21 protein-coding genes and 1 pseudogene are annotated in these 23,727 nt (G+C 69.3%); 11 read left to right on the forward strand and 11 right to left on the reverse strand.

All coding sequences use genetic code 11. From position 1 onward, the window contains the following. Positions 1-715: 715 nt before the first annotated feature. The 5 genes from JOD67_RS19045 to JOD67_RS19065 all read right to left on the reverse strand — a co-directional run bounded on the left by JOD67_RS19045 (position 716) and on the right by JOD67_RS19065 (position 7,043). A complete protein-coding gene (locus tag JOD67_RS19045) occupies positions 716-1,675 on the reverse strand; it encodes a sigma-70 family RNA polymerase sigma factor (RefSeq protein WP_239553910.1) in 960 nt (319 codons plus the stop codon). A 126-nt stretch (positions 1,676-1,801) separates the two neighbouring features. Next, positions 1,802-3,364, reverse strand: a complete 1,563-nt coding sequence (locus tag JOD67_RS19050; protein WP_205118953.1) for an ATP-dependent DNA ligase — start codon at positions 3,362-3,364, stop codon at positions 1,802-1,804. 167 nt (positions 3,365-3,531) lie between these two features. Further along, the gene (locus JOD67_RS19055; protein ID WP_205118954.1) at positions 3,532-4,890 is read right to left on the reverse strand and encodes a S1C family serine protease; all 1,359 of its coding nucleotides are present in this window, start codon (positions 4,888-4,890) and stop codon (positions 3,532-3,534) included. A 69-nt stretch (positions 4,891-4,959) separates the two neighbouring features. Continuing rightward, positions 4,960-6,357, reverse strand: coding sequence for a sensor histidine kinase (locus JOD67_RS19060; protein ID WP_205118955.1), 1,398 nt, complete (start codon positions 6,355-6,357; stop codon positions 4,960-4,962). A gap of 5 nt (positions 6,358-6,362) precedes the next feature. Next, on the reverse strand, positions 6,363-7,043 hold the full coding sequence (locus JOD67_RS19065; protein WP_205118956.1) for a response regulator transcription factor: 681 nt from the start codon (positions 7,041-7,043) through the stop codon (positions 6,363-6,365). A gap of 58 nt (positions 7,044-7,101) precedes the next feature. Here JOD67_RS19065 and JOD67_RS19070 point away from each other — a divergent pair, with 58 nt between their 5' ends. After that, the gene (locus JOD67_RS19070) at positions 7,102-7,893 is read left to right on the forward strand and encodes a MerR family transcriptional regulator (RefSeq protein WP_205118957.1); all 792 of its coding nucleotides are present in this window, start codon (positions 7,102-7,104) and stop codon (positions 7,891-7,893) included. Here JOD67_RS19070 and JOD67_RS19075 read toward each other — a convergent pair. Continuing rightward, positions 7,890-8,174: an acylphosphatase gene (locus JOD67_RS19075; RefSeq protein WP_205118958.1), complete on the reverse strand. Its 285-nt coding sequence runs from the start codon at positions 8,172-8,174 to the stop codon at positions 7,890-7,892. The genes JOD67_RS19070 and JOD67_RS19075 overlap by 4 nt on opposite strands. Before the next feature lie 184 nt (positions 8,175-8,358). Here JOD67_RS19075 and JOD67_RS19080 point away from each other — a divergent pair, with 184 nt between their 5' ends. Next, entirely contained in the window at positions 8,359-8,862 is a 504-nt protein-coding gene (locus JOD67_RS19080; protein ID WP_205118959.1) for a DUF6318 family protein, read from the forward strand. Further along, positions 8,826-9,710 (forward strand): hypothetical protein, encoded by an 885-nt coding sequence (locus tag JOD67_RS19085; RefSeq protein WP_205118960.1) that lies wholly within the window; start codon positions 8,826-8,828, stop codon positions 9,708-9,710. Before JOD67_RS19080 ends, JOD67_RS19085 begins: the two co-directional genes overlap by 37 nt. Before the next feature lie 10 nt (positions 9,711-9,720). Here JOD67_RS19085 and JOD67_RS19090 read toward each other — a convergent pair whose 3' ends face one another. After that, positions 9,721-11,034 carry a DNA polymerase IV gene (locus JOD67_RS19090; protein ID WP_205118961.1) on the reverse strand — a complete coding sequence of 438 codons (1,314 nt, stop codon included), beginning with the start codon at positions 11,032-11,034 and terminating at the stop codon, positions 9,721-9,723. Positions 11,035-11,149: 115 nt separating this feature from the next. On the opposite strand from JOD67_RS19090, the gene JOD67_RS19095 reads away from it, so the two are divergent. Continuing rightward, positions 11,150-12,148, forward strand: a complete 999-nt coding sequence (locus tag JOD67_RS19095) for a DUF4192 domain-containing protein (protein ID WP_205118962.1) — start codon at positions 11,150-11,152, stop codon at positions 12,146-12,148. Here JOD67_RS19095 and JOD67_RS19100 read toward each other — a convergent pair. Then, positions 12,145-12,822: a winged helix-turn-helix transcriptional regulator gene (locus JOD67_RS19100; RefSeq protein ID WP_205118963.1), complete on the reverse strand. Its 678-nt coding sequence runs from the start codon at positions 12,820-12,822 to the stop codon at positions 12,145-12,147. The two genes, JOD67_RS19095 and JOD67_RS19100, sit on opposite strands and share 4 nt — an antisense overlap. A 108-nt stretch (positions 12,823-12,930) precedes the next feature. On the opposite strand from JOD67_RS19100, the gene JOD67_RS19105 reads away from it, so the two are divergent. Then, a complete protein-coding gene (locus tag JOD67_RS19105) occupies positions 12,931-13,953 on the forward strand; it encodes a class I SAM-dependent methyltransferase (protein ID WP_205118964.1) in 1,023 nt (340 codons plus the stop codon). 183 nt (positions 13,954-14,136) lie between these two features. On the opposite strand, the gene JOD67_RS19110 is transcribed toward JOD67_RS19105, so the two are convergent. From JOD67_RS19110 to JOD67_RS19120, 3 genes are all read right to left on the reverse strand, one after another. Further along, on the reverse strand, positions 14,137-14,397 hold the full coding sequence (locus tag JOD67_RS19110) for a WhiB family transcriptional regulator (RefSeq protein WP_239553912.1): 261 nt from the start codon (positions 14,395-14,397) through the stop codon (positions 14,137-14,139). Positions 14,398-14,618: 221 nt separating this feature from the next. After that, a complete protein-coding gene (locus JOD67_RS19115) occupies positions 14,619-16,004 on the reverse strand; it encodes a glutamate-cysteine ligase family protein (RefSeq protein WP_307782454.1) in 1,386 nt (461 codons plus the stop codon). 895 nt (positions 16,005-16,899) lie between these two features. Next, the gene (locus JOD67_RS19120) at positions 16,900-17,367 is read right to left on the reverse strand and encodes a hypothetical protein (RefSeq protein ID WP_205118967.1); all 468 of its coding nucleotides are present in this window, start codon (positions 17,365-17,367) and stop codon (positions 16,900-16,902) included. An 80-nt stretch (positions 17,368-17,447) separates the two neighbouring features. Here JOD67_RS19120 and JOD67_RS19125 point away from each other — a divergent pair, with 80 nt between their 5' ends. The 6 genes and pseudogenes from JOD67_RS19125 to JOD67_RS19150 all read left to right on the forward strand — a co-directional run bounded on the left by JOD67_RS19125 (position 17,448) and on the right by JOD67_RS19150 (position 23,723). Then, entirely contained in the window at positions 17,448-17,831 is a 384-nt protein-coding gene (locus JOD67_RS19125) for a universal stress protein (RefSeq protein WP_205118968.1), read from the forward strand. Between the two features lie 30 nt (positions 17,832-17,861). Further along, the gene (locus JOD67_RS19130; RefSeq protein ID WP_205118969.1) at positions 17,862-18,437 is read left to right on the forward strand and encodes an HhH-GPD-type base excision DNA repair protein; all 576 of its coding nucleotides are present in this window, start codon (positions 17,862-17,864) and stop codon (positions 18,435-18,437) included. Positions 18,438-18,648: 211 nt separating this feature from the next. Then, positions 18,649-20,232 (forward strand): RNA polymerase sigma factor, encoded by a 1,584-nt coding sequence (locus JOD67_RS41965; protein ID WP_205118970.1) that lies wholly within the window; start codon positions 18,649-18,651, stop codon positions 20,230-20,232. 113 nt (positions 20,233-20,345) lie between these two features. Beyond that, a pseudogene (locus tag JOD67_RS19140) lies at positions 20,346-21,395 on the forward strand (RNA polymerase sigma factor); the annotation flags it as partial. Between the two features lie 90 nt (positions 21,396-21,485). Continuing rightward, positions 21,486-22,577 (forward strand): DUF1707 SHOCT-like domain-containing protein, encoded by a 1,092-nt coding sequence (locus JOD67_RS19145; protein ID WP_205118972.1) that lies wholly within the window; start codon positions 21,486-21,488, stop codon positions 22,575-22,577. Positions 22,578-22,589: 12 nt separating this feature from the next. Beyond that, the gene (locus JOD67_RS19150; RefSeq protein WP_205118973.1) at positions 22,590-23,723 is read left to right on the forward strand and encodes a DUF1707 SHOCT-like domain-containing protein; all 1,134 of its coding nucleotides are present in this window, start codon (positions 22,590-22,592) and stop codon (positions 23,721-23,723) included. The last annotated feature ends 4 nt before the right edge of the window (positions 23,724-23,727 follow it).

A 23,727-nucleotide genomic window follows, 5' to 3' on the forward strand; every position in this document is an offset into this window, starting at 1 on the left:
GCCGCCGCGGCGGCCTCGACGCGCCCCGGACCGGCCACCACACTCGGACGCCGCCACAGACCCGAGAGCACCAAACCCAGAGCAGCGCCGATCGAACACCGCGCCCGAGACCTCCCCGCGACCCAACAGCAGCGGCGAAGAGGATGGCGACGGGCCATCACCACATCCCCACCGTCGCGCCAATGGAACGCGAAACAGACACGGCTCGAACACCGGCCAGCCGCTGGCCGAGCAGGGGTGGGCCGAGCAGGGGTGGGCCGAGCAGGGGTGGGCCGAGCAGGAGTGGCCGAGCAGGAGCAGAGCCCAGAAACGACGAGCAGCGTGGCCCACGAGACCTCCCGAGCACTTTGCCCACGAAGGGGGCGTTCCGGGGTCACACAGACGGGTAGGAAACGCCCCCTTGATGGGTAAAGTCACGATGCGGGAAGCCCACAATCGACAAGCGGCGCGGTCCCGACAAGTCTGAGTGAGTGTCCGCAGGCTCGCCCCGGCCCGGGTGATCATGAACGTGATCATGAAGCCAGACAGCCGTATGCGACGGGTTCCCTTTCATGATCACGTACATGATCACCGCCGGCGCAGGCGAGTCCCGGCTTCAGAGCACTTGGGCGTTCCAGCCCACCGCAGATGCGGGAAGCCAAGAAACGACGAGTGGCGCGGAGGAGATCCTCCGCGCCACCGTCCATATCGTGACAGCTGCCTGGGTGTACTGGCCTCAGGCCGCGTTGGGGCCGACCAAGTCCGCGTCGGCGATCTTGCGTAGGCGGTGCAACGCGTCCCGCTCGAGCTGGCGCACGCGTTCGCGCGACAGTCCGAACCGGTCCGCGATCTCGGCGAGCTTCCACGGCCGGCCGTCTTCCAGGCCGTACCGCAGGCGGACGATCTGCGCCGAGCGGTCGTCCAAGGTCTCGATCAGCGACGAGAGCCGCGAGCTGGACTCGGCCGCCACAACGGTCTCGTCCGGTCCGGGCATCACGTCACGGGCCACCAGGTCGCCCAGCGACGTCTCGCCGTCCTCGTCGACGGTGACGTCGAGCGACACGTGGTCGCGTCCCCAGCTCACCAGCTCCTCGACCCGCTGCTCGGGCACCCCGAGCTGGGCCGCGAGCTCCGCGGTCTCCGGGTCGCGTCCCAGCTGCCGCTCCAGCGACCGGCGGGCCGAACCCAGCGCGTTCAGGTCTTCCACCACGTGCACCGGCAGCCGTACGACACGCGCCTGCTGCGCGATGCCGCGGGTGATGGCCTGCCGGATCCACCACGTGGCGTACGTGGAGAACTTGAAACCCTTGGTGTAGTCGAACTTCTCGATGGCTCGAATCAGGCCGGTATTACCCTCCTGAACGAGGTCCAGCAACGGCATCCCGGACCGGCCGTACTTCCGTGCGACGGAGACCACCAAACGCAGGTTGGCCTCCAGGAAGTGACGCTTGGCCCGATGCCCGGCTTCCGCGAGCCAGACCAGCTCCTCGTACGTGGCGTTGGCGGGCGCCTTCTTCAGACCTGCCGTGCCCTCGTCGAGCAGTTGCTCGGCGTACAGGCCGGCCTCGATGGCCAGAGAAAGTTCGACCTCCTGAGCCGCATCGAGCAGCGGTGTACGCGAGATCTCGTCGAGGTACCGGCCGACTAGGTCGCGGTCTTCGGCGTGATCACTAGCTCGTGTGCGACGAATAGCCAACGTGGCTCCTCCCGGGTCGATCTACGCGCCCCCTTGAAGGAGGAGCGCTCGTCGTTCCCAACGTGCTACGCACCTGGTCAATTCCCACTTCAGGCCCGAACAGCCGTACCGAAAATGTGGCGCCCGTCACAGATCGTTCGCCGGCTCATGATCGGCCTGTCCGTCTCCGGCCGCGTGGATCATCCGAACGGTCTGAACGGTGTCCGCTTCGGCCGCGGCCTTGTCGTCTCGATACCTGAGAACGCGCGCGAACCGCAGCGCCATTCCCCCGGGGTAGCGGGTCGAGCCCTGGACGCCGTCGAACGCGATCTCCACGACCTGTTCCGGCCGTACGTACACCGTCCAGTCGTCCCGGCGCGTCTCCAGCTCCTGGAACCGCTCGGTCTGCCACCGCAGCAGCTCGTCGGTCAGCCCCTTGAACGTCTTGCCGAGCATCACGAACTCGCCCGTCGTCTCGTCCCGCGCGCCGAGGTGCAGGTTGGACAGCAGGCCGGTACGCCGGCCGTGCCCCCACTCGACGGCCAGCACGACCAGGTCGAGCGTGTGCCGCGGCTTGACCTTGATCCAGGCGGCGCCGCGCCGGCCGGCGTCGTACGTCGCGTCCAGCGACTTCACCACCACGCCCTCGTGGCCGCGCTGGACGGCGTCGGCGAAGTACGCCTGCGCCTCGTCGACGTCCTCGGTGACGATCCGGGGCACCCGCAGACCCTCCGGCACCAGCCGCGCGAGCACCTCCCAACGGGAAGTCCCCGGCTCGGCCAGCAGGTCAGTACCGTCGGCGTGCAGGATGTCGAAGAAGAACGTGGACAACGGGGTCGTCTCGCGCAGCTTGGCGACGTCCGTACGCGACCCGGTCCGCGAGGCGGTGACCTGGAACGGCTTCGCCCGCCCCGCCGCGTCGAGCGCGATCACCTCGCCGTCGAGGATCACCGTCTTGACCGGCAGCGCGAGCACCGCCTCGACCACCTCGGGCAGCCGGGGAGTGATCTCGTCGAGCGTGCGGGTGAAGATCCGTACGTCGTCGCCGTGGCGATGCACCTGCACGCGGATCCCGTCCAGCTTCCACTCCACCGCGGCCGGCCCGCCGATCTTCTCCAGCGCGTCGGCCATCGACGGCGCCGGCGAGGCGAGCATCGGCTTCAACGGGCTGCCGACGGTCAGCGCGAACTGGTCCAAACCGCCACCGCCCAGGACGGCCGCCGCCACCGGCGGGATCGCCCCGGCGACCATCACGGCGTGGCGGACCGCCGCGACCGGCTGGCCACTGGTCCGGATCACCGCGTCGAGCATGATCCCGTCCAGCGCGCCCTGCCGCAGCTCGCCCGCCACCAGGCCCATCAGGAACCGCTGCTCCGCGGCCGTCGCCCGCTCGGTCAGCGAGCCGAGCAGCCGCTTGCGCTCGGCCTGCGAGCCGGCGCCGGAGACGTGGGAGAGCTGTTCGAAGGCCGTGTCGACCTCGCTGACCGTGATCGACTCGGTCGACGCCGGCTCGGGCATCGCGCGCAGCGAGGCGTAGCCCACGCCCGTACGGCGTTGCCGGAGCTCACCGGCGAGGTATCTGACCACCAGCTCCACCTCGGCCGGCGTGTCTGCCGCTCCGAGGGCCGAGGCGAGGTGCCCGATCTTCGCCAGGCGCGACGACGTGCCCGCCACGGCGGCGGACGTACGGACCAGGTCGGCGAACAGCATGCGACGCATTCTGCCTGCCCGCACCGACATCCGGGCAGTACGAAGGGCGGCGCCCGGGGAGTAGCGCCGCCCTTCGTGTGTTGCCACCGCTCACCGCAGCCTCAGCACCGTCAGTCCGCCCGCGGCAAGCGGCTTCTCTTCTCGGGAACCAACCCGTGAGGGTTGACTCAACGTGGCCAGTTCGGAGGCAACTGACCGGGATCGTTGGGGTCCTGCTCGCCGTTCGGGTCCTCCTGCTGGTTCGGGTCCTCCTGCTGCGACTGCGGCTGCTTCCCGCCGTCGCTGCCGAGCGTCGCGTCGACGGTCTGGCTCTTTCCGTCGCGGACGAACGTGACCGTGACCTTCTCGCCCGGCCGGTGCGAACGTACGGCCGCGATCAGGCTGTCCGCGTCCGCGATCGACCGGTCACCGAGCTTGGTGACGACGTCGCCGACCTTCAGCCCGGCCGCCTCGGCCGCGCTGCCCGTGGTGATCTCACCGACCTGGGCGCCGGACGTCTCCGTACCGGTCGACTGGGTCAGCGACACCCCGAGCTGGGCGTGCTCGGCCGTACCGTCCTTCAGCAGCTCCTGCGCGATCGGCCGGGCCTGGTCGACCGGGATCGCGAAGCCGACGCCGATGTTGCCGCTCTGTCCGCCTTGCGACCCTCCGACGGTCGCGATCGCGGAGTTCACGCCCACCAGCTGGCCGGCCATGTTGACCAGCGCGCCGCCCGAGTTGCCGGGGTTGATCGCCGCGTCGGTCTGGATCGCGTCGATCACCGTGTTCGTACTGGTGTCCTCGGGGTCGCCCGTACGCACCGGGCGGTTCAGCGAGCTCACGATGCCCGACGTCACCGTGCCGGACAGCCCGAGCGGCGACCCGATCGCGACGACCTGCTGGCCGACCGCGAGCGTGGAGGAGCTGCCGAGCTGGACCGGCGTCAGGCCGGAGACGCCCTGGGCCTTGATCACCGCGAGGTCGGTCGTCGGGTCGAGCCCCACGACCTCGGCCTTGGCGGTCTTGCCGTTGGAGAACGTGACGGACAGCTCGCCGCCGTTCGCGCCGACCTGCGCCACGTGGTTGTTGGTGAGGATCTGGCCGTCGGCGGAGAGGACGACGCCACTGCCGCCGCCGGTCTGGCCTTGTGCGCTGCGCATCGTGATCGACACGACGCTCGGCAGCACCTTGGCGGCGACCTGCTGGACGCTGCCGGCGGCGGGAGTGTTGCCGCTCGGCTGGTTCTGCGCGGGCGGCTGCTGGAGCGCCGTGTTGGCCGGCGCCTCCTGCCGCGGTGCGAACGCGTACGTGGCCGCGGCTCCGGCGCCGCCACCGATCAGGCCGGCGGCGACCGCCGCGACGACCAGTGCCGCGATCCCGCGCCGGGGCTTCGAAGGCCCGCGGCCAGGCGGTGGCTGGTGTGGCGGTTGCTGCGGCGGATGGGGTGGCTGCGGCGGCTGCCCGTAGGGGAACGGCCGGTACGGTCCCGGCTGCGACTGCCCGTACGGCGGCTGCGGCCCGAGGGGGATCGTCGGCGTCTCTGTCATGACAATGAGCCTTCCCGGTGATGCTGAGATGACACTGAGAGGTTCCCGAGAGGTCGCCAAGAAGGCTGTTTACCTCGGGTGAATCGGGCCCGGCGTACCGGGGATGCGCAGCGACATCAGCGCGCCGCCGCTGGGTGCGCGGCCCGCCTGCACCATGCCGCCGTGCCGGTCCGCGGCCTGTTTGACGATCGCGAGGCCGAGCCCCGAGCCGGGCATCATCCGCGCCTCGGTGGAGCGGTAGAACCGTTCGAACACATGCGGCAGGTCGGCCTCGTTGATGCCTGGACCCTGGTCGGTGACCGTGAGTAGCCCGCCGCGCAGGTCGACGGTGACGACGCCGCCGGGCGGGCTCCACTTGGCCGCGTTGTCGAGCAGGTTGGTGATCGCGCGTTCGAGGAGCTGGACGTCGCCGATCGTGTTCCACGGGGCGAGGTCGACCTTGAACGCGACACTCGGCGCGCGGAGCCGTACCCGTTCGATGGAACGGCGTGTCACATCGGCCAGGTTGACCGCGCCACGGGCCGAGGCGGCGGGATCCTCGCGGGAGAGCTCGACGAGGTCGCCGACGAGCGTGGTGAGCTCGAGCACCTGGGCGCGGACATCGCGGAGCAGGGCGACGCGTTCCTCGGGCGGGAGGCCGTTCGTGCCCTCGCTCTGGGCGAGCAGGTCGAGGTTGGTGCGGAGGCTGGTGAGAGGGGTCCTCAGCTCGTGCCCGGCGTCGGCCACCAAGCGGCGTTGCCGGTTGCGCGCCTCGCCGAGCGCGCCGAGCATCGCGTTGAAGCTGTGCGCGAGCCGGGCGAGTTCGTCGTTGCCCTGCACGGGAATCGGCCGGAGATCCTCGGTACGAGCGACGTGCTCAGCAGCCGCGGTGAGGCGGCGGACGGGTTGGAGGGCGGTACGTGAGATACCCCACCCACCCCAGGCGGCGAGACCGACCCCGATGCCGCCGACGAGGAAGAGGACGAAACCGAGTGCCCCGAGGATGCGGTTGCTGTCACCGGTCCATTGGGCCATCACGAGTGCTTGACCGTCCTGGACGGGAACAGCGACGACGCGGTACTCCTTGCCCGTGGCCGGGTCGCGCGTGGTCCGGATGCTGTCGGGCGCGAAACCGCCGGCGACCTCGATCTCCGGGACGCCGTAGGGCGGTGCGCCACGATCCGGCGATGACACAGCCTCACCGAGCGCGTTGACCAGCGCGATCTTGAGGTCGCCAGCGCCCAACGCTTCGGCCGGGATCTCGCGCAGCACCCGGACGTTCGTCAGCGGTCCGCCTGAGGCGGCGTGAGCCCGCGCGAGCAGGTTCGAGTCCACTTGGTGCAGCAGCGACATCCGCACCGTGACGTATGCCGAGACCGAGATCAAGACCACCAGCAGGCCGACGCCGATCGCGGCGAAGATACTGACCCGCTTGCGCAGCGGAAGGTTCTGCAGCCGATTCCTCGCTGTCGCCGTCCACTCGTCCATCGAGCTCACGGTGGGGTGTCCCTCAAGACGTACCCGACCCCCCGCACCGTGTGCAGCAGCCGCGGCTCGCTCTCGGCTTCGGTCTTGCGGCGCAGGTATCCGACGTACACCTCGAGCGAGTTCGCCGACGTCGGGAAGTCGAAGCCCCACACCTCTTCGAGGATCTGCGTCCGCTCCAGCACCTGCCGCGGGTGGCGCAGGAACAGCTCGAGCAACGTGAACTCCGTACGCGTCAGGCTGATGTACCGCCCCGCCCGCGTCACCTCACGGGTCGCGGGGTCGAGCACGAGGTCGGCGTACTCCAGCTTCACGCCGTCGGCCGACGGCCCGGTACGCCGCAGCAACGCGCGTACGCGGGCGAGCAGTTCCTCCAACGCGAACGGCTTCGCCAGGTAGTCGTCCGCACCCGCGTCGAGCCCGGCGACCCGGTCTGCGACCGCGTCGCGCGCGGTGAGCACGAGGATCGGCACGTCGTTCCCCGACGCGCGGAGCGCGCGGCAGGTCGCGATCCCGTCCAGCCTGGGCATCATGACGTCCAGCACGACCGCATCGGGGTGCCGGCTCGCCACGTGACGAAGGGCCTCCTCGCCGTTCTCGGCGACGTCGACCTCGTAGCCGTTGAACACGAGCGACCGGCGGAGGGAGTCCCGGACCGCCTGATCGTCGTCGACGACAAGAATGCGCACGCCGTCAGTGTGCACGCTCCACCTGAGGCGATGCTTAACGCCGCGCGATGATGGTCCGGTGGCACCCGACACCCCACTGTCGATCAGCGAGTTCGCGCGGCGGACGCGGCTGTCGTTGAAGGCGCTCCGGCTGTACGACCAGCTCGGGCTGCTCAAGCCGTCGGAGGTCGCGTCGAACGGCTACCGCATCTACCGGGAGAGCCAGCTCGAGACCGCGCGGATGGTCGCGCTGCTCCGGCGCCTCGACATGCCGCTGGACGTGGTGAAGTCCGTGGTGTCCGCTCCTTCCAGCTCGGAGGCGTCCGAGCTGATCGCGTCGTACTGGGACGGCGTGGAGCGGCGCGTGGCCGACCAGCGGGAGCTGGCCGCGTACCTCGGCGGCCGGCAGGCGGAGCACGAGGTGTTCGAACGAGAGGTGCCCGAGCAGCTGGTGCTGACGGCTCTGCGGCACCTTCGGATCCAGGAGATGGAGCCCTGGTTCAACGAAGCTCACCCGGCGCTGATGCGGCGGGCCGCGACGTTCGGAGGTCTGGTTGGGGCGCCGTACCGGATCTTCCACGGCGCGGTGAGCGAGGACTGCGACGGCCCGGTCGAGCTGTGCGTGCCGGTCGCTTCGCCGGGTGAGGGCCTGCGGGTCGAGCCGGCGCGGCGGGAGGCGTACGTACGGGTGAGCCGGGCGCGGTTCGAGTTCCCACAGATCCTGTCCGCGTACGAGGCCGTCGAGCGCTGGATGTCCTCGAACGACCGGCCGTGCGCGGGGCCGCCGCGGGAGATCTACGTGGCCGGACTGGGCTACGCGACGGCGCGGCCGGAGGAGATCGTCTGCGAGGTCGCGTTCCCGCTTGGCTAGGGCGTATAGCGGGTGATGGCGAAGCCGGCGAGCCCCTCGACCGGCTCGTCCTCGTACTCGACCGAGTCGACCTTCGCCATCGGCGGACCGGAGCGACACCAGGTGAGCATCGCGTCCACGGCGGTCGCCGAGCCCTCGAAGACCGCCTCCACCGCGCCGTCCGGGCGGTTGCGGACCCAGCCGGCCACACCGCGCTGGGCCGCCGTCCGCCGGCAGGTGTCGCGGAAGAACACGCCCTGTACCCGGCCGTGGATGACGACCCGGACCCGTTGCTCGGCCATTCCGGGAGCGTATCGAGGTGTAGAATCGCGCCGAACTGGGCAAACCGTCCTGCGCGGACCTGACGGTTTCGCACAGTAGTTATCCACAGCTGTGGATTCTGGCTGCGGTTACAGATGGTAAGGTGTGCCTCGTTCTATGGCAGACCACGACGAGTAGGGACGTATGCGGATGTGGCGGGCATTCGTGACCGCGGCTGTGCTCGTGCTGGCGACAGCCTGCACGGGAACCCCCGAACCACCCGTGGTCGAGACCGGCGACACGCCTGCGGCCTCCAAGTCACCGACCGCCGCTCCCACGAGTTCGGCGGAGCCGGCGGACGAGTTCGCGCGTCAGTACATCCGTGCCACCAACACCGCACTCACCAAGGGTGACGTCAAGCAGCTGCGCGACCTGTCGGTGCCGAGCTGTGAGTCGTGCGCGCGGAACGCCGACGCGATGGAGACGTTCCACTCCAACGGCGGCTCGTACCAGGGCGATCCCAGCTGGCACATCACCGAGGTCAGCAAGCCGACTGGCACCGACCCGGCGACGGTGTCGATGTACGTCCAGGTGAAGCCGCATCAGGTGGTCGCCAAGAAGGGCGCGGCACCGAAGCCCAGCCAGGAACGCGTGTTCCTGATCGATCTGACTCTCGGCAAGGAGGACGGACGGTGGAAGGTCAGAGACCTCGTCATCAACAGCGGGTAGGCGTCTTCGTCCTGGCGCTGGTGCTCGCGTTCGGCGTCGTTCTGCTGAGCAGCCCCGCCGTGGGTCCGGCCTACGCCGACCGCTGCTGGTTCAACCCGAGCGGTGAGTACGTCTGCGAGGGCGACCCGAGCGACCCCGGTGACCCGGGTGACCCCGGTGGCCCCGGCAACCCGGGCCGGCAGCCCCACGACGTTTACTACACGCCTGCCTGCATGGCGAACGGTCCGCCCCCGAACGACCCCAACGCGATGTGCATGAACGCCACGATGGCCTGCCAGGTCAATGGCGAAGAGGGCGAGATCATGATGCGGATCTACTACCAGTGGGAGGAGAACGGGCCGTGGGAGCTCCAGGACACTCGCTGCGTGGGTGGTGACGAGCAGCCCGTTCCGGTGATCACGCCGGACCAGGTGCGTGGCTGGCTCGAGAACGGCTGGCTGCCGACGGCGGCGGTCGCGGTCAACCCGGGCAACGGTCGCACCTTGATCAACTTCCCGACGATCTTCTACGCGGGCGGCGCGACGACGTACGACCAGACTCACCAGGTGCCGGGCGGCAGCGTTCGCGTCGAGGCTCGGGCGACGAACTTCGCCTGGACCTGGGGCGACGGTGCGTCGGACAGCACGTCGACGCCTGGGGTGGCGTACTCGCGGGGCACGCCGAAGGACAGCTACGTCACGCACAACTACGTGGACCTGGGCCAGTACACCGTCGGCGTGGCGGTCACCTGGACGGCGGACTTCTGGATCAACGGCGCCGCGCAGCCTCCGCTCACCATCACGCTCAACGGCACCCCGTCCGAGCCGGTGACGGTGCTGGAGAAGGAGCAGTTCCTCGGTAGGCGCTGACCGGTTGCGCTCAGGTCAGCGGTGAGTATGGGGCGAGATCGGGGTCGGCCGCATGGAGGGTGCGGACCGGCCCCGGTCCTGTTTCCGCGGTCTCGAAGCGGATCGTGACCCGGCCCAGGCCGGCGCCCCAGACCCAGCCCCTGCCGTACGTGTCGTGCACGACGTCGTTGCCCGGGTACCAGTGGTGCGCGGCCACCGGCTGCTCCACCGGCTCCTTCGCGGGCTCCTCGGTCCGTTCCTCGCCGTCCTCGGCCTCCTCGAACAGGTCGCCCTGCACCCAGTCCGCGAGCCCGGACACGCCGACGCCGAGCAGCCGTACGCCGGCTGAGGTGTCGACCTCGGTGAGGAGCCGCTTGGCGAGCCGGGTGATCACGCGGCCGTCGTCGGTCGGTCCCGGGAGCGTGGTCGAGCGGGTGTGCGTGGTGAAGTCGAACAGCCTGATCTTCACCGTGACCGTACGGCCGGACAGCCGCTCGCCGGTGAGGCGTTCGGCGACGCGGGCGGCGATCCGTTCGACGATCAGCGTCAGCGTCGTCGGGTCGGCGATGTCGTGGTCGAACGTGTCCTCGACGCTGACCGACTTCGTCTCCCGTTCCGCCACGACCGGCCGGTCGTCCTGAGCCCTGGCCAGCTGCGCGAGGGAACGTCCGGCCGCCTGCCCGACTGCCGCCACGATCTCCGCCTCGCCGAGCCGGTCCAGCTCGCCGACCGTGTGGACGCCGACGCGCCTGAGCCGGTCGGCCGTCGCGGGGCCGACACCGGGGATGGTCGTGACCGACATGGGGGCGAGCAGTTCGCGCTCGGTTCCGGGCTCGATCACGACGAGGCCGTCCGGTTTGCGCAGGTCGCTGGCGACCTTGGCCATGAACTTCGACGTTCCGGCTCCGACCGAGCCGGTGAGGCCGCCGGTCACCTGCGTGACCTCGGCCTTGAGGTCGCGGGCTATCCGCTCGACTCCCTTCACCGAGAGATCCGTGTGCTGGGATGCGGTCAGGTCGACGAACGCCTCGTCCAGCGACAGTGGCTCGACGAGAGGTGACAGCGCGCGGAGCACGGCCATGACGCGGCGGCTGCTGATCCGGTAGGCGTGGAACCGCGGGTAGAGGTACGCGGCGTGCGGGCACCTCGCGCGGGCCTCGGCCATCCGCATCGCGGAGCGGACGCCGAACGTACGGGCCTCGTACGAAGCCGTCGACACCACGCCGCGCGGCCCCAGCCCGCCCACGATGACCGGCTTGCCGCGCAGCGACGGCTTGTCGCGCTGCTCGACCGCCGCGTAGAACGCGTCCAGGTCGAGGTGCAGCACGCTCGCTTCACTCCGCACTTCTGCATCTTGCCGTGGGGCGCCAATTCCTCCACAGGTCGCCTCTTCGCCGACTTGTCCACAGCGCCGCCATCTCGGCCTGCATTGGGCTCCTGCGGGACGCAGGCTTGGGCCTATGAACACGACCGAACGCTCCGATGTCACGCTGCTGCGACTCCGCACGCCCGAAGATGTGCTCGCACAGATCCCTTTCCTCATTGGATTTCACCCGAGCCAGAGCCTCGTCGGGCTCGCGATCGACGGTGCCCAACGGCTGGTGTTCTGCTGCCGGCTCGACTTACCGCCGCCGGACTGTCCCGACGCCGTGCTGGCGGCCGGGGCAGGTGAGGTCGTGGCACTGGCGCAGCGGTACGGGGCGGGTGCGGTGCTGCTCGTCGCGTACTCCGACGACGCGCGGCCGGCGCGGCGGCTGCTCGTTCGCGTGCGGGAGGCGTGCGATCAGGCGTCGGTGACGGTCGTCGAGCTGCTGCGGACGGACGGGCGGCGGTACTGGTCGGAGCTGTGTCGGGATCCGTGGTGCTGTCCGCCGGAGGGGACGCCGTACGACCTCGCGGTCAGTGCGCTGACCGCGGCGGCTGTCGTCGAGGGAGCGGTGGCGTTTTCCTCGGCCGAGGCGGTCGGCGCTTCGCTCGATCCTGTGGGCGGTGCTGGTGTCGCTTCGGCGACGCGGGAGTTCCTTGCCGAGTTGGGTTCTCGGTCGCCCGACGAGCTGGTCGAGTGCGGGGTCGCGTACGCGGCGCCGTTGCTGCTCGGCTGGCTCCGCGCGCCGCGGTTGCTGAGCGACGACGAGGTGGCGCGCCTGTCGGTGTACTGCGCGAACCGCGAGGTCCGGGACGCCGCCTGGTCGCTGATGCGGCACGAGATGCCGTCCCGACACCAGGACTTCTGGCGCGATGTCGCTCGGCGGGCTCAACCGCCGTACACGGTCGCTCCGCTGTCCCTGTTCGGCTTCGCCGCCTGGCAGTCCGGCGACGGTGCCCTCGCCCGACTGGCCGTCCAGCGTGCTCTCGCCCTCGACCCCGACTACGCGCTGGCCAGCCTGCTCGCCCTGGCCCTCGCCCACGGCATCCGTCCCTCCGACCTACCCGCGAGGAGGTCGCCAGGGTCTGGTTAGCCGGCGGCGACGAGTGGAGCGGGGCGCTCTACTGGGGCGAAGTCGCTCAGCAGGAACCAGTGCGGGAACGCGCGGCGGGCGGACTCGCTGCCGGTGAGGGTGAGCTGGCCCGACCGCACGGCCGCGGACCAGGCCAGGTCGCCGCGCCAGACGCGGACCAGGGCGCGCAGGCTGCCGGTCACCACGACGGCCGTCCCGTACCCGGGGTCGAAGTCGCACAGGTCGGCGCCGGACCGCGACAGCACGATCCACCACCGCGCGGCAGAAGCGGCGTCGGAGAACGCGAACTCCAACACCGTTCGCCGAGCGGGGACGCGCGAGACGTCCACCCGACGATGCATGTCCCACAACAGCAGATGTGGGTCGTAGTCGAGCTCACCGAGCTGCGGCACCCACCGGATTCCCCAACGCCCCAAGGCCATTACGATCGGCTCGAGCTCGCGGCCTGCCTCGGAGAGGAAGTACGCGCCGTCGCGACGTACGACGATGCCCGCCTTCTCCAGCATGCGGAGCCGTTTCGCCAACAACGTAGGGGACATCCGCGGTACGCCCCGGCGAAGCTGGTTGAACTGGCTGCTGCCGGCGAGCAGTTCGCGCAACACCAGCAACGTCCAGCGTTCGGTCAAGAGCTCGGTCGCCTTCGCTACCGGGCAGAACTGCCCATATCGATCCATGGCCTACTCCTTGGGCCGCCGACCCCGAAAGCGACGGTACAGAAACTGGACTAGTTCCGGGCTTGGTTCGGCCGCAAAGTCTCTGACATGACAGCTGAAGGAGACACCATGACCGACGTACTCACCGTCAAGGACCAGGCCGGCACGCTCATGCAGCAGCTCGCAGGTTACGTAGGACACCGCACGATCGCGATCGGCTTACGCAACGGGTTGTTCCAGACACTCGCGCACGAACCGGACGGGATCAGCATCGACGACCTCGCGGCCAAGCACGGGTTCGACGCGTTCTACCTCGCGGTTTGGGGCCGCGCCGCCATCGGCGCCGGCGTTCTCGACCGCACCGACACCGGCGGCGTACGACTCGCGCCGCACATGGCGACGCTGCTGCTGGACAAGGAATCCCCCACGTACGTGGGCGGTGTGTTCATCGTCCTCGAACAGCACGAGCTGCTCACCCGCCTCGAGCAGAACCTCGAGACCGGCGAACGGCTCTGGTGGGACGGCTGCAGCCCCGAGTTCATCGCCGCGGTGAGCGGCACCGGCACCCCGTTCTATCGCCGTCTCGTCCCCGCCGGCCTGGCGAAGGTCCCGGGGCTCGCGGAGCGGCTCGAACTACCGGCCCGCATCCTCGACACCTCCTGCGGCGCGGGCGTCGGACTCGTCCTGCTCGCCCAGACGTACCCGAACGCCACGATCGTCGGCACCGACGGCGACGCGCACTCGCTGGAGCTGGCGGCCGAACGGATCAAGGAGCACGGCATCGACGACCGCGTCTCGCTGGTGCACAGCCCGCTGGAGGATGTGACGTTCGAGGCGGAGTTCGACCTCGTCACGAACAACATTTCCATGCACGAATGCCGCGACCTGGACAAGGTCACGGCGAACGTTCACCGCGCGCTGAAGGACGGCGGCTGGTTCGTGATCTCGGACTTCCCGTTCCCGGACACCGACGCGGGCCTGCGTACCGTGCCCGGACGGATCATGTCGGGCATCCAGTACTTCGAGGCACAGATCGACGACCAGCTGCTGCCGCGGGCGACGTACGACGACCTGTTGGGGCGGCACGGGTTCCGCGAGCTCGGCTGGTTCGAGCTCACGCCCATGCACGCTGTGACGTACGGCGTCCGCTAAATCCCCGCTAAAGAAGGACTCGCGCGGACGTCACGCCAGAGCAGGAGCGCGGTGAACATCCGGTACCGGCCTGGCGATGCCGACAGTCGAGTCGGGGGTTTGGCCTCCACAAGGAGGCAGGTCAGCCACCGACCCACCTCGCCAGGCAAGCGTCCTCGATATGTCCCTATCCTCCCGAAAGTGTCAGGCCGCGGAGGCGCGGCGGCGTCGCAAGGCGAGCCGCGCCGACTCGGTCGTTCCGCCCCACACCCCGTAGGCCTCGGGCACGGACAGAGCGTGGGTCAGGCAGGCTTCACGCACCGGGCACTCCGCGCAGATCTCCACCGCTCGCGACTCGCGGGACTCGCGCTGGAGGGGCTTCTCGCCCTCCGGTCCGTAGAAAAGGTCGTTCGACTTCCGCCTGCACGCGGCCTGCTCCTGCCAGGTCCACGAACGCTCGGTCATGATGGTGCGCCGGTCCATGCGGGGGGCACGACGTCGCGGTGTAGACATCCGTACGACCTCCTCTCGTCGCAGTAAGAGACGCCTCTTTTGGGACCTCGGTTGCCCCTCGAAGGAGAAAACTCCGCGACTTTCTGTCCGGTTCCCGAACACGCGACCGTCATCGAAACGGAATCGGTACGGACAGTGAGAAGTTGTGATACGAGCGTCAGGGCCTCGTCGACCTAGTCGATGGCCCAGGTGTGGACGGGCACGTTCTCCGACATGTTGTCGGCGTACCGCCGGGTCATCTCTCGCAGCGCGTCCATCCGATCCATCCGGCCGTCGTCGAACAGCCGGTGGAACGTCTGTGCCATCCAGGACGCGCCGTTCTGGCCGGACAGGCAGCGCTGCTCGATCAGGCCGAGCAGCCAGTCACGCTGGGTCGCGTCGACGCCCCACCGGTCCAAGCCCTGGTGGGCGAGCGGCAGCAGCTTGCGCAGCACCAGCTCGGGCGCGGCGATCGTGCCGATGCCAGGCCAGTACAGCTGGGCGTCCATGCCGTCGCGAGAGCCGGCGACGAAGTTCTCCTCCGCCGCGCCGAACGACATCCGCGTCCACACCGGGCGCTCTTCCTCGGCGAGCTGGCGGACCAGGCCGAAGTAGAACGCCGCGTTCGCCAGCGTGTCGACGACGGTGGGACCGGCGGGCAGCACGCGGTTCTCCACGCGCAGGTGCGGCTTGCCGTGCACGACGTCGTACACAGGACGGTTCCAGCGGTAGATCGTCCCGTTGTGCAGCCTGAGCTCGTGCAGCGCGGGGGCGCGGCCGCGGTCGAGCATCTCGATCGGGTCCTCGTCCTCGCAGACGGGGAGCAGCGCGGGGAAGTAGCGCGCGTTCTCCTCGAACAGGTCGAAGATCGAGGAGATCCACCGTTCGCCGAACCATACGCGCGGTCGTACGCCCTGGGCCTTGAGCTCGTCGGTCCGGGTGTCGATCGCCTGCTGGAACAGGGTGATCCGGGTCTCGCGCCAGAGCTCCTTGCCGAACAGGAACGGGGAGTTCGCGCTGGTCGCGGCCTGCACGCCGGCGATCGACTGGGCGGCGTTCCAGTACGCGGGGAACGTCTCGGGGCTCACCTGGACGTGCAACTGCGTGCTCGTGCAGCAGGCCTCGGGCGTGATCGAGTCCGAGGTCATGCTGAGCCGCTCGATGCCGTCGATCGAGATGCGTACGTCCTCGCCGCGCTGGGTGAAGATCTGCTCGTTGAGGAGCTCGTACCGCGGGTTCGCCGACAACGCTTCGAGCGTCATGTGCTCGGTCGTGAGCGTGGGCAGGATGCCGACCATGACGAGCCGAGCGCCCGCCGAGCGTGCCTTCGCGTCCGCGCCGTTCAGGTGGTCGCGCAGGTCGTCCTCGAACTCCTTGAACGCGACGCCCCACAGCCGGCGCGGATCGATGTTGATCTCGATGTTGAACTGCGCGAGCTCGGTCTGGAACGCCGGATCGGCGATCGCGTCGAGCACCTCCGCGTTGCGTAGAGCCGGGTCTGCTCGCTCATCGATCAGGTTGAACTCGATCTCGAGGCCCATGTACGGCTGGTCGACGTCGAACATCGACTCCTGCAGCATCCGCGCCACGGCATCCAGACATCGCCGAACCTTGTGCCGGAAGCGCGTTCGGTCCTCACGAGTAAATACCCGGTGCTCGACGTCTTTCCCCATCGCGCCCGCCTTGTCCCTCGGCCCTGTTGGGAGGGTCGCATCGATCACACCCGTTCGCCAAGGCCCTTCCGCCGATCGGATGCTCGCGTTGCTACCCAGAAGTAGGGAGGATTCTGCCGAAACGGTCAGTTACGCAGCGAGGACGCGCTGCAACTGACCGTGGACATTGTCCACTAGCGGTCACCCACTGGTCAGGCCACCCACCAGCGGCCCAGGCAACCCCTCGGCCTGGCCGCGGGGGCGGGCGGTAGTGCGGGGCAGCTGGTGGGCGGCGTTGCCGTTGGCCGAGCGGCTGCCGCGGCGGCTGCGGACCCGGGCGATGGCGCAGGGCGGGCGGTGGCGCAGGGCTGCTCCCCAAACAATTAGCGCGGAGACTTTTGGTCGCTATAGCGACCAAAAGTCTCCACGCTCTTCGATATCCACAGGCCGCCATTGCCCGGCGGCCATCGGCTCGCGATGCGGCAACGCGCTGCAGTCACCGGGGCCTCGCAGCGCCACTCGGTCCCTCGCGCCGCCCTTGCTCGCGGCGTCGTGCGCCACCCCGTGCTCGCGCCGTCAGCCCTCGGAGTGGCCGTCGCCCCCGCGATGCCCCAACGCGCCGCAGCTACCCGAGCCTCGCCACGCCACCACCCTGCCCTCGGCGCCGGGCGTCACCCGCGCCCTCGGCACCAGGCCTCGTCACCTGTGCCATCGGCGCCGGGGTTGCTCGTGCCCGCGGTGTCGGGCGCACCCCTGCTCCGGGCACCAGGCGCCACCTCTGCCCTTGTCCTCGACACCACCCACAGCCGTGAGGCGGGCGCGGCTAGGCGGCTTTGCGGCGGTTCCGGAGGCGGGGAACGGTGACGCTCGTGTCGTTCGGCACGTCCAGCCACCCCTCGCGCACCACTACGAGCAGCGGGCCGACTTCGCGTTCGGCGATCCCGCACGCCGCTCTCCAAGCGCGCCACCAGGCGAGGTCGGACGGGTTGGACTCCGCCACTCCTGAGCGCGTCACCACCAGCGCGTTCGACGGATTCGAAGCCCGGCCCAAGCTCAACAACAGCAGGTCCACCCGCAGCGCGTGATCCGGCACGAGGATCCCGCTCCCGGCCACGTGCGTCAGCAGATTCGGGCCGCGGCTCCCGTTCGGCACACCCGCACCATCCAACGGCTGCAGGAAGGCGACCGTCGGGAACAACCGACGCCGAGTGCGCTGCCGCAGCTCGTGGACGAAGCCGGCGAGCCGGTGGGCAAGGACCGGGGAGACGGGAGAAACGGGGGACACGACCATGCCGACCAACAATGCCGCGTCGGGCCGGTGAACGCCGACGGCTGTCCACAGGCACCCCGTTGCTTCGGTACCCTCCGGCCATGGCCGTCATCGTCGTCGGATACGTGGACAAGCCGGAAGGCAAAGCCGCCGCACGCAGGGCGGCCAGCGAGGTACGGATCCGGAAAGCTGACCGGCTGCTGATCGTCATCGTCCAGCGCGACCTCGATGCCGTCGACGAGGAGACGCTGGCCGTCGTCCGCCGGGAGCTCGACGGCACCGGCATCGAGCCCGAGGTACGGGTTCCCGCCAGCGGGCACGAGGCCGCCGAGGAGCTGATCGAGACGGCCGAACGCGAGCAGGCCGAGCTCATCGTCATCGGCCTCCGTCGCCGCTCACCCGTCGGCAAGCTCATCCTCGGCAGCAACTCCCAACGCGTCCTCCTCGACGCCACCTGCCCGGTCCTCGCCGTCAAAGCGACATAGAGCCGTCCCCACGTCATTAAGGTTGCGCCCATGGGTTTTCACCTCGCCGGTAGTCCGGAAGCCGACGCCGAGCTCGACCGCAGCGCGTTCTCGTTGCTGACCGGCATGTTGCTCGACCAGCAGGTCCCGATGGAGAAGGCGTTCTCCGGTCCGTACGTCCTCGTGCAACGCCTCGGCGGTCCCATCGACGCCGCGATGATCGCCGAGTACGACCCGGAGGAGTTCGCCGCGATCTGCAGCAAGCCGCCCGCGATCCACCGGTTCCCCGGCGCGATGGCGGCCCGCGTGCAGTCGCTCGCCCGGCTGCTCGTCGAGGAGTACGACGGCGACGCCGCCCGGGTGTGGACCGAGGCCAAGACCGCCAAGGAGGCGCTGAAGCGGCTGCAGAAGCTGCCTGGCTTCGGCGAGGCCAAGGCGAAGATCTTCCTCGCGCTGCTCGCCAAGCAGCTCGACGTGAAGCCCACCGGCTGGAAGGCCGCGACCGCGCCGTACGGCAACGCCGGCTTCCGGTCCGTCGCCGATGTCGTGGATCAGGCTTCGCTGCTCAAGGTTCGGGCATACAAGAAGGACCAGAAGGCCGCCGCCAAGGCAGCCGCCGCCGGCTAGAGCCGACGTCCGCCCACTACCCACACCGAGCGGGTACCCTTGGAGCCTGAGCCAGTCCGGCCCCTCACGTGAGGCGCTTCCTCATGTCGCGACAACAGCTGCAAACCGACGCTGAGCGCACATGGGTGACGCGGCGTGTCAGAATGGTCTCTTGTGCTAGTGCCGATCTCCCGGCCATCCTCACCACCGCAGATCTGACGAGAGGAAGTTCGTGTCGTCCCGCACCTCCCGGAAGACTCAGCTTCTCGAGCACCCTGAGGTCCAACGGCTTGTCGCATCTGGACGGCAGCGCGGGCACGTCACCGCGGAGGAGGTGCGTGGGGCCTGCGAGGAGAACGGCATCGAAAAGACTCAGTGGGTCGATCTCTTGCGCTATCTCGGCGAGGAGGGTGTGACCGTGTCCGTTGACTCGACCCCATCCCGCAACGAACGCAAGCGCGTCGCAGCTGCCGCCTCGAAGCGTGCTGCCGCCGCGGTGACGCAGGACGCCACCGTTCCGGCGAAGCGCCCGGCCGCGAAGGCCACGACCGCGAGCGAACCCACCGAACCCGAGCTGTCGGCGAAGGCCAAGCTGGCCGCCGCCCCGGAGGCAACCGAGCCGACGGCCCAGCCGAACGCGAAGAAGACCACCGCGAAGGCCGCGCCCAAGAAGGCCGAAGCCAAGACCGAAGCCAAGACCGAAGCCAAGACCGAAGCCAAGACCGAAGCCAAGAAGGCCGCGAAGACCGCCGAGCCGAAGCCCGCCGGCGCCGGTGACGGCGACTCCGAGGACGCCGAAGCCGAGCTCGAACCAGCCGAAGGCGAGCTGGCCGAGGAAGAGGGCTTCGTCATCTCCGAAGCGGACGAGGCCGACGAGCCCGTCCAGCAGGTCATGGTCGCCGGCGCGACCGCCGACCCGGTCAAGGACTACCTGAAGCAGATCGGCAAGGTCCCGCTGCTGAACGCCGCGCTCGAGGTCGAGCTCGCGAAGCGGATCGAGGCGGGCCTGTTCGCCGAGGAGAAGCTGCACGCCGAGGACGCCCCGCCGACCGGCGACGACCTCACCGAGTTCGAGTGGATCGCCGAGGACGGGCACCGGGCAAAGAACCACCTGCTCGAGGCCAACCTGCGACTCGTCGTGAGCCTCGCGAAGCGCTACACCGGCCGCGGCATGCTGTTCCTGGATCTCATCCAGGAAGGCAACCTGGGCCTGATCCGCGCGGTCGAGAAGTTCGACTACACCAAGGGCTACAAGTTCTCCACCTACGCCACCTGGTGGATCCGGCAGGCGATCACCCGCGCGATGGCCGACCAGGCCCGCACGATCCGGATCCCCGTCCACATGGTCGAGGTGATCAACAAGCTCGCCCGCGTCCAGCGGCAGATGCTGCAGGACCTCGGGCGCGAACCGACGCCTGAAGAGCTCGCCAGAGAGCTCGACATGACGCCGGAGAAGGTCGTCGAGGTGCAGAAGTACGGCCGTGAGCCGATCTCGCTGCACACTCCATTGGGCGAGGACGGCGACTCGGAGTTCGGTGACCTGATCGAGGACTCCGAGGCGATCGTTCCGGCCGACGCCGTGAGCTTCACGCTGCTCCAGGAGCAGCTGCACGCGGTGCTCGACACGCTGTCCGAACGTGAGGCCGGGGTGGTCTCGATGCGGTTCGGGCTGACCGACGGTCAGCCGAAGACGTTGGATGAGATCGGCAAGGTCTACGGCGTGACCCGGGAGCGGATCCGCCAGATCGAGTCGAAGACTATGAGCAAGCTCCGCCATCCGAGTAGGTCGCAGGTGCTGCGCGACTATCTGGACTGAGTGGCGATTGTGCAGGGCCGTTACAATGAGAGGCAGCAAGTCAGAAGGCCTCAAGGCCCCGTACTCCCGCCTCCGCTGGGGTACGGGGTTTCTCGTTAGAGGAGACCCGCGTGGACGTTGAAGAAGCCGAGGTCGAGACACCGGCGGTCGCAGAACCCGACGCCAAAGAGCTCGAGGTCGAGGACGAAGGCTTCGTGCTCTCGGAGGGGGACGACACCGATGAGCCTGAGCAGCAGGTGCTGGTCGCTGGTGCGACGGCAGACGCGGTCAAGGACTACCTGAAGCAGATCGGCAAGGTCCGGCTGCTCGGTGCCGAGCAGGAGGTCGAGCTCGCCAAGCGGATCGAGGCCGGCCTGTTCTCCCAGGAGCGCCTGGACGAGATCCAGTACGGCAACGCCAAGGGCAACGTCGGCGAGCTGGAGTGGGTGGCCGAGGACGGCCGCAAGGCCAAGGACCATCTGCTCGAGGCCAACCTGCGGTTGGTCGTGTCGCTGGCCAAGCGCTACACCGGTCGCGGCATGGGCTTCCTGGACCTGATCCAGGAGGGCAACCTGGGCCTGATCCGTGCGGTGGAGAAGTTCGACTACACCAAGGGCTTCAAGTTCTCCACGTACGCGACGTGGTGGATCCGGCAGGCGATCACGCGTGCGATGGCCGACCAGGCTCGTACGATCCGGATCCCGGTCCACATGGTCGAGGTGATCAACAAGCTCGCCCGGATGCAGCGGCAGATGCTGCAGGACCTGGGTCGTGAGCCGACGCCTGAAGAGCTCGCGAAGGAGCTCGACATGACGCCGGAGAAGGTCGTCGAGGTGCAGAAGTACGGCCGCGAGCCGATCTCCCTCTCGACGCCGCTCGGCGAGGAGGGCGACTCGGAGTTCGGTGACCTGATCGAGGACTCCGAGGCCATCGTGCCGTCCGAGGCTGTCGGCTTCCTGATGATGCAGGACCAGCTGTCGGGCATCTTGGACACGTTGTCCGAGCGCGAGGCCGGTGTGGTGTCGATGCGGTTCGGGCTGACCGACGGTCAGCCGAAGACGCTCGACGAGATCGGCAAGGTCTACGGGGTGACGCGAGAGCGGATCCGGCAGATCGAGTCGAAGACGATGAGCAAGCTGCGGCACCCGAGTCGTTCGCAGGTGTTGCGCGACTACCTGGACTGACACGGCGTACGTACGCCGCAAGTGCGGCCCCGGCCAACCCCTGGTCGGGCCGCACTGCGTTAAGCCTCCGTTGGCCGTACGCTGACCGCCATGGTGGGGGAGTGGTCAGCTCGGCCGACGATTCGCGCCGCCGACGTCGACCGCGAGTATGCGGCCGGCCTGCTCCGGAACGCCTCCGTCGACGGCCAGCTCACCGCCGAGGAGTTCGAGCAGCGGCTCGACCAGGCCATGCGGGCCAAGACGCTCGGCGAGCTGGCCGGCCTCGTCGGCGACCTGCAGACCCCGACCCAGCCCCGCCATCCGACCGCCCCAGCGACGCAGGTCCGGCCACTCGCGGCGGCGCCCAGGCGCTACACCCACAGCCGCGGCCGCAGGATCGCCGCGTTCGTCGCCGTAGTTGCCGCGCTCCTGGCCGCCGGCGCGGTCCTCGACGCCGCCGACGGGGGCCCGCAGGACAGCGGCAGCACCACGGTGTACGTTCCCGACCGCTTCCAGCTCGCCGGCACGAGCGCGTACGACAGCAACCTCGCCGACCTCGGGCTGCCCAGCACGCTGCCGATCCCCGCCGGAGCTGAGTTCGACGGCGGCACCACGATCTCCGCCGGCAACGACGGCGCGCGGACCACGTACCGCTGGCACCTCGAATACCGCCTGAGCCAAGCCGAGACCCCGGTGGACGCGAGCGCCGTCGCGCAGTTCTACCGCGACACCGCTCACCCGCAGCAGTTCGGCGAGACCGTCGACCAGCAACAGCCGACGCGTGCGACGACCGAGCTGCGCTGGGCCGACGCGCTCGCCTCGCGGGGCGCCGCCGACTACACCCTCCAGCTGCGGGCGACCGACCTGCCTGACCAAGGCGCCGTCCGCGTCGAGCTCGACGTCACCACCGCGATCCAGCCGATGCGGAGGGCACCGGACGTCCCGGGCGCGCTGGCCCCGCTGCTGGAACGCCAGAACAGGGTCTCGGCGGGGCAGATGAGGTATGAGTCGTCGAGGATCGTCCAGCCCATCGGCGGCGGCCCGACGTGCACGGTGGAACAGGAATGGTCCGCCACCGCGTCCGAGTTCCACGCGATCGAGAAAGCAGTGCGGGACGTCGGCGCGCGTGTCGTCGAGCTGGACGACCGGCAGTACATCACGTACTCCGAAGTGAGATCCGACTGCGAGGCGCTGGCGTTCTAGGGAGGGGATCCGATGCTGGGGGACTGGGCCGCACGTCCGACCATCCGCGCGCGCGACGTCGATCGCGAGTACGCGATGGGCCTGCTGCGCAACGCCTCCGTCGACGGTCAGCTGACCACCGCGGAGTTCGAGCAGCGGCTCGGCCAGGCGATGCGCGCGACGACGCTCGGCGAGCTCGCGAGCCTCATCGGCGACCTGCAGGAGCAGCCAGCTCCCGTTCCCGTTCCTGTACGGCAGGCGCCCGCACCCGTCGCGTACGTACCGGCGCCACCCCGCCGCAGGGGCGGTCTCGGCAGGGTTCTGGTCGGTGGTCTCGTGCTCATGCTGTTCCTGGGCGGCGTCAGCGAGCTGAGGGACGGCGGCGACAGTGGGCCTGCCTTCGACGAGTACGCCACGAACTGCTTCGAGGATCCGAACGGCGAGAACTCACCGGAGTGCGTCGGCACCGTCTTCGTCAACCCGCTGGACCTGGCCGGCGCCGATCCGAAGGCAGCCAGCTACCTCGAGCGCCTCGGCATGCCCAACGCCCTTCCGATCCCGACCGGCGCCGCCTTCGACGGCCACAACTGGCAGTCCGCGAGCACCGACCAGGCGACCGGCGAGATCACGCACCGCTGGCACCTGGAGTACCTCGTTCCCGACGCCGACCAGCCGATCGAGCCACGCCACGTCGCGGACTTCTACCGCGACGGCGTCCAGCTCAACAGACTCGGCGGCAGAGGCTACGACGAGCGCGAGCTCCCCGAGGGCGAAGGGATCGAGCTGGTCTGGCCCGGGGAGGGGACCGGCGATCAGCTCGCCGTCCGGACGAGCTACACGGCGAAGGGCTCCGTCCGTGTGCTCATCGATCTGACCACTGTCGGACCGGCCCAGGCCAGGGCCGATGTCGCCGGCGAGCTCGGCGACGAGCTCCGCAAGACCATGTTCGTGACGACGGTCGGCATGATCTACCTGCAGTCGCGGGTCACCCAGCTCGAGTCCAACCCGACCCGGTGCGCGCTCGAACAGGTCTGGTCGGCGACGCCGGAGCAGTATGCGAAGATCCGCACCCAGCTGGACGGAGCGAACGTCCAGCTCGCCGAGCTTTCCAACGGCAAGCAGCTCACGTACAGTGCGTCGGCCGACTGTGCCGCACTCGCCTTCTAGGGAC

The sequence above is a fragment of the Tenggerimyces flavus genome (assembly GCF_016907715.1).
Classification (GTDB): Bacteria; Actinomycetota; Actinomycetes; order Propionibacteriales; family Actinopolymorphaceae; genus Tenggerimyces; species Tenggerimyces flavus.

Bases quoted from the DNA above. Each gene is read 5' to 3' on its own strand.
- JOD67_RS19050 (WP_205118953.1), bottom strand. From the start codon at position 3,364: ATGCTGTTCGCCGACCTGGTCCGTACGTCCGCCGCCGTGGCGGGCACG.
- JOD67_RS19055 (WP_205118954.1), bottom strand. From the start codon at position 4,890: ATGACAGAGACGCCGACGATCCCCCTCGGGCCGCAGCCGCCGTACGGG.
- JOD67_RS19060 (WP_205118955.1), bottom strand. From the start codon at position 6,357: ATGGACGAGTGGACGGCGACAGCGAGGAATCGGCTGCAGAACCTTCCG.
- JOD67_RS19075 (WP_205118958.1), bottom strand. From the start codon at position 8,174: ATGGCCGAGCAACGGGTCCGGGTCGTCATCCACGGCCGGGTACAGGGC.
- JOD67_RS19095 (WP_205118962.1), top strand. From the start codon at position 11,150: ATGAACACGACCGAACGCTCCGATGTCACGCTGCTGCGACTCCGCACG.
- JOD67_RS19100 (WP_205118963.1), bottom strand. From the start codon at position 12,822: ATGGATCGATATGGGCAGTTCTGCCCGGTAGCGAAGGCGACCGAGCTC.
- JOD67_RS19105 (WP_205118964.1), top strand. From the start codon at position 12,931: ATGACCGACGTACTCACCGTCAAGGACCAGGCCGGCACGCTCATGCAG.
- JOD67_RS19110 (WP_239553912.1), bottom strand. From the start codon at position 14,397: ATGACCGAGCGTTCGTGGACCTGGCAGGAGCAGGCCGCGTGCAGGCGG.
- JOD67_RS19115 (WP_307782454.1), bottom strand. From the start codon at position 16,004: ATGCTGCAGGAGTCGATGTTCGACGTCGACCAGCCGTACATGGGCCTC.
- JOD67_RS19120 (WP_205118967.1), bottom strand. From the start codon at position 17,367: ATGGTCGTGTCCCCCGTTTCTCCCGTCTCCCCGGTCCTTGCCCACCGG.
- JOD67_RS19125 (WP_205118968.1), top strand. From the start codon at position 17,448: ATGGCCGTCATCGTCGTCGGATACGTGGACAAGCCGGAAGGCAAAGCC.
- JOD67_RS19130 (WP_205118969.1), top strand. From the start codon at position 17,862: ATGGGTTTTCACCTCGCCGGTAGTCCGGAAGCCGACGCCGAGCTCGAC.
- JOD67_RS19145 (WP_205118972.1), top strand. From the start codon at position 21,486: ATGGTGGGGGAGTGGTCAGCTCGGCCGACGATTCGCGCCGCCGACGTC.
- JOD67_RS19150 (WP_205118973.1), top strand. From the start codon at position 22,590: ATGCTGGGGGACTGGGCCGCACGTCCGACCATCCGCGCGCGCGACGTC.